The organism is Thauera sp. AutoDN2 (assembly GCF_051280715.1).
In the GTDB taxonomy this organism is placed as follows: Bacteria; Pseudomonadota; Gammaproteobacteria; order Burkholderiales; family Rhodocyclaceae; genus Thauera.
Genome location: NZ_JBNCAR010000070.1, coordinates 1 through 3,859 on the forward strand (window position 1 = coordinate 1; position 3,859 = coordinate 3,859).

General features: G+C 61.1%; 6 protein-coding genes. 4 read left to right on the top strand and 2 right to left on the bottom strand.

Going from position 1 to position 3,859, the window contains the following annotated elements; translation table 11 throughout:
• Positions 1-88 precede the first annotated feature (88 nt).
• The gene (locus ACPT9U_RS17265) at positions 89-211 is read right to left on the bottom strand and encodes a hypothetical protein (RefSeq protein WP_435751858.1); all 123 of its coding nucleotides are present in this window, start codon (positions 209-211) and stop codon (positions 89-91) included.
• Entirely contained in the window at positions 208-459 is a 252-nt protein-coding gene (locus ACPT9U_RS17270) for a ribbon-helix-helix domain-containing protein (protein ID WP_004256479.1), read from the bottom strand. Before ACPT9U_RS17270 ends, ACPT9U_RS17265 begins: the two co-directional genes overlap by 4 nt.
• Before the next feature lie 408 nt (positions 460-867).
• On the opposite strand from ACPT9U_RS17270, the gene ACPT9U_RS17275 reads away from it, so the two are divergent.
• The 4 genes from ACPT9U_RS17275 (at position 868) to ACPT9U_RS17290 (ending at position 3,530) form a co-directional block, all read left to right on the top strand.
• Entirely contained in the window at positions 868-1,281 is a 414-nt protein-coding gene (locus ACPT9U_RS17275; RefSeq protein WP_435751859.1) for a hypothetical protein, read from the top strand.
• Between the two features lie 127 nt (positions 1,282-1,408).
• Positions 1,409-2,485, top strand: a complete 1,077-nt coding sequence (locus tag ACPT9U_RS17280; protein ID WP_435751860.1) for a calcium/sodium antiporter — start codon at positions 1,409-1,411, stop codon at positions 2,483-2,485.
• Positions 2,482-3,087: an exopolysaccharide biosynthesis protein gene (locus ACPT9U_RS17285; RefSeq protein WP_435751861.1), complete on the top strand. Its 606-nt coding sequence runs from the start codon at positions 2,482-2,484 to the stop codon at positions 3,085-3,087. The genes ACPT9U_RS17280 and ACPT9U_RS17285 overlap by 4 nt, the downstream gene beginning before the upstream one ends.
• A 140-nt stretch (positions 3,088-3,227) precedes the next feature.
• Complete coding sequence (locus ACPT9U_RS17290) at positions 3,228-3,530, top strand: hypothetical protein (protein ID WP_168941941.1); 303 nt, start codon at positions 3,228-3,230, stop codon at positions 3,528-3,530.
• Positions 3,531-3,859: the final 329 nt, after the last annotated feature.

Below are 3,859 nucleotides of genomic sequence, written 5' to 3' on the forward strand. Positions count from 1 at the left end.
CTGGCGCAACCCGCATTCGATCCTCCGCTCCGCATGCATGAAGCATGATAGCGGAAGTTGTCAATTAAGTGCGCTCAAGAGCGCAGCACTACACTAGTGCGTCGATGAAGCCGAGCGCAACCGATGAGGAAGCCTCTTCGAGGTAGTAGGCTATCGCGTCGTCGACGTCCTGGCTGGCCTGCTCACGCGGAACGACGGACTTGACCTTCACCCGCGAGAAACCGGTTTGCCCGCCCGGCGTACCCGGTCACGCAGACCTTCGAAGTAAGTGGCATTTGCCGGTGACGCCGACGCATTGGCAGCCCCCGCCAGCAGCACTCCACGCAAGCGCTGACGATCCTGGTCCTTGCGAATCAATTCGCGCACGTACTCGCTACTGGTGCCGTAACCCCGTTCGCTCACCTGCTCGTCCACGAAGGATTTCAGGCTGTTGGGCAAGGAAATGTTCATCGTGCTCATGGACGCAGGTTAGTCCGCTTGGCAAAAATTGGCAAGAACGCACGTCGACCAGACTGCACGTCCGTCTTCGTCCCGTCACTCACGCCAGACGACCCCTCCATGCCGTGCCGATGACTGAAACGGCTCGGGTGGAGACAGCCACAGTCGACTCGCAGCGCCCCCACGCAGATCGGGGGATGGAAGTCTCAGTCCGGCCAGGAGCTGCCGGGCACCATCGCAGCGGATCTGCGATTCCGGTGGCCGCTCCGGCCCACGTAGCAGTCGTTCGCAGTTCGGGTCGCTGATTAGCGCACCGCGATCGAAATCACATCGAAAAAATGGAAGTCCGTCATCCTCATAAGCGATTAATTCGAACGTTGAACAGTGTAAGAATGGCCTCCGTTACTGCAATACAGCCAGGAGATGATCATGTTCTACGTACTCAGTTGGTTTTCGGTCTTTGGCCTAATCGCACTCTGGTCGTTATCAGCCTGGGCGCTGCATTCAGTCGCCGTTTGGTCGGTTTCGAATGCCAGCGCGTTGACTGGTGTCGCATCAGGTGTCGAGGGGCTGCTTCTGCCTGAATGGCTACCGCCTTGGGTGCCGCCGGAGATCGCACAGACGATGACTCCTCTGCTGGCAGGTTTTGCGCCGGTCGTCGAAAGTCTGTTGCAGACCATGCCGGCGCTGGCCGGCGGCCTGACCGTGGTGGCCTGGGTAATCTGGGGTCTTGGCAGTGCGCTGCTGCTCCTGCTTGGAGCGGGGCTGCATCTGGGCATTGCAATGTGGCGCCGCCACAGCAGTGGTTCCGGGCCGCAGCCGGGAAGTCGATTGGCCGCATGACGGGAATCACCCCTCCGCGCGAGGGTATGCGACGCCGCGCGCAAGCGGTCCATCGTCAATTTCTTGGCTGTCCGCGCAATGTGGATAATGCGCGTTGGGCAACTTTTGAGCGCTGCAGGCACTGATCATGACCCTTTTCTTGTTCCTCGGTGGCCTGACCTTGCTGGTCATCGGCGCTGAAATCCTGGTGCGCGGTGCGTCCAGGCTGGCGATGTCCTTCGGTATCAGCCCGCTCGTCGTCGGGCTCACCATCGTTGCCTTTGGCACCAGCGCGCCCGAGGTTGCGGTAAGCGTTGGCGCCGTCCTGGACGGCAAGACCGACATTGCCATCGGCAACGTGGTGGGCAGCAACATCTTCAATGTGCTCTTCATACTGGGCATCAGTGCCCTGATCACGCCGCTGGTGGTCAACATCCAATTGATCCGGCAGGAGGTGCCGATCATGCTGGGCGCAAGCCTGTTGCTGCTGGCGCTGACGCTGGATGGAAGACTCTCGTTCCTCGACGGTGGCTTCCTCTTCGCTCTGCTTCTGGCCTACACCGTGTTCCTGGTCGTGCAATCGCGGCGCGAGACCCAAGCGGCGAAGGATGAGTTTGCCGAAGAGATCAAGCCAGCCCAGACCGGTGCCTGGGACAGCCACTGGGTGGCGCAGATCGGATTGATCGCTGCGGGTTTGGTGGCACTGGTGTTCGGCTCGGACTTCTTGGTGCAAGCCTCGGTGAACTTTGCCAAGGCCATGGGTGTGAGCGACCTCGTCATCGGCCTGACGATCGTCGCCGCCGGAACCAGCATGCCTGAGGTGGCTACCAGCATCACGGCCGCGATCAAGGGCGAACGCGATATCGCGGTGGGGAACGTCGTCGGCAGCAACACCTTCAACATCCTGGGCTGCCTGGGCTTGTCGGGGCTGGTGTCGGGCGACCTGGGCCTGGCGATGGCGCCATCGCTGCTGGCCTTCGATATCTGGGTGATGCTGGCGGTGGCCCTTGCCTGCCTGCCGGTGTTCATGACCGGCCGCGAGATCGCGCGCTGGGAAGGCGGCGTCTTTCTGGGTTACTACATCGCCTACGTGGCCTACCTGCTTCTGGCGGCGCAGCAGCATGATGTGCTGCCGGTCTTCTCGAGCGTGATGATGAGCTTTGTCGTACCGCTGACCGTGGTGACCCTGGTGGTGGTGGTGATCCGCCGCCCGTCCGCAGCATGACGGCGCCCATCGTGCAGCGGTTACGCGCAACAGCCGCAGCCTTATCCGAGGAGCGGGTGTCGATGCAAACCCTGGCGCACGCCCACGGGGCCGCAGCACACGGCACTTTGCTGCTATTGATGGCCGGGCCTTGCCTCCTGCCGGTGCCGGGAGTGGGCACGGTGCTCGGCTTCGGAATGGCGGCGCTCGCGGCAGCGATGTGGCAGGGCCACGCCTCGGTATGCCTGCCCCGGCGGGTCGCCGAACTCGAACTCTCCCGCCACTGGGCGCAGCGCGTGCTGGGCATCCTGGCGTCTGCCTATGCCATGGCCGGTCGCTTCGCCAAGGCCCGGATGAGCCATCTCGCATCCGCAGGCAGACGGTCATGGACTGCCGCAGCGATCGGGCTGATGGCCTTCATCGTCATACTGCCGATTCCCTTCGGCAACCTGCTGCCGGCGCTGGCGATGATGCTTATCGGGTTGGGGCTGGTGTTTCGCGATGGCGTTGTAGCGGTTCTTGGGATGATCACGGCGGTGCTGGCGTTTTTCGTCACCGCCGGCTTGGTGCTGATGGCGTGGGTTTATGGCAGCGAGTGGATTCTGCGCTGGACTTCAAGTTGAAAGGGCTTCCTCGAAGAACTATGCAATTCTTAAAGATGTTGAACGTGCTGTCCATCGATCGAGGAATCCGACCCTGGTAGCGGCAACCACGCTCCATCCACAAGCAGAATTGGGCCGGCGCAGCTTCTGAAGGACTGGCCGTGATAGCACTGAAACGCTCCTTACCGACCTACTTCAGTGCCCGCTGGAACGGGCATCGGCCCGCGCGCAGCCTCTTTTGGTGGGACGTGACGATCGTAGGGACCTTGATCAATGGCATCCTGGGCCTGATTTCGCTGATTTTGCTCGCAAAAGGCGTCGATGGCTTCGTCTGGTTGGCGCTTCACCTCCTGCTGATTCCCTACAACCTCTTCCTCGTCTTCAGTGTTCACCGGAATGCCGGATCCAACCTGATCCACAGGGGCGGATCGATTGCCTGGTTCGGTTGTACGTTGCTGGTTTGAAGAATGCTCGAACGGCAATCGCGCGCAGAGACCCCCAACGAAGCGAACAAAAGCCACCGTTAAGGATCCTGGCGGAAGACTGGCTCGACTCCGATACCTGCCGTCGGACGATCAATGCTGCCAATGACAGCAACGGGTCGGGACGCGACGAGCAACCTTCTTAGTTCGGCGCCGGAAACCGGCCGCTCAAGTTTCGCATCCCGAAAGCTGCCGGACGCCATCGAGTGCAGCCGACCCAAAGCTGTCATTGTTTCCCGGTTAGATTGCTATAAATTTTGTGGGCCATTTCTACCCGTTCAGCATTGGGGTAGTTTTTATTGGCCAGCAAC

Bases quoted from the DNA above. Each gene is read 5' to 3' on its own strand.
- ACPT9U_RS17270 (WP_004256479.1), bottom strand. From the start codon at position 459: ATGAGCACGATGAACATTTCCTTGCCCAACAGCCTGAAATCCTTCGTG.
- ACPT9U_RS17280 (WP_435751860.1), top strand. From the start codon at position 1,409: ATGACCCTTTTCTTGTTCCTCGGTGGCCTGACCTTGCTGGTCATCGGC.
- ACPT9U_RS17285 (WP_435751861.1), top strand. From the start codon at position 2,482: ATGACGGCGCCCATCGTGCAGCGGTTACGCGCAACAGCCGCAGCCTTA.
- ACPT9U_RS17275 (WP_435751859.1), top strand. From the start codon at position 868: ATGTTCTACGTACTCAGTTGGTTTTCGGTCTTTGGCCTAATCGCACTC.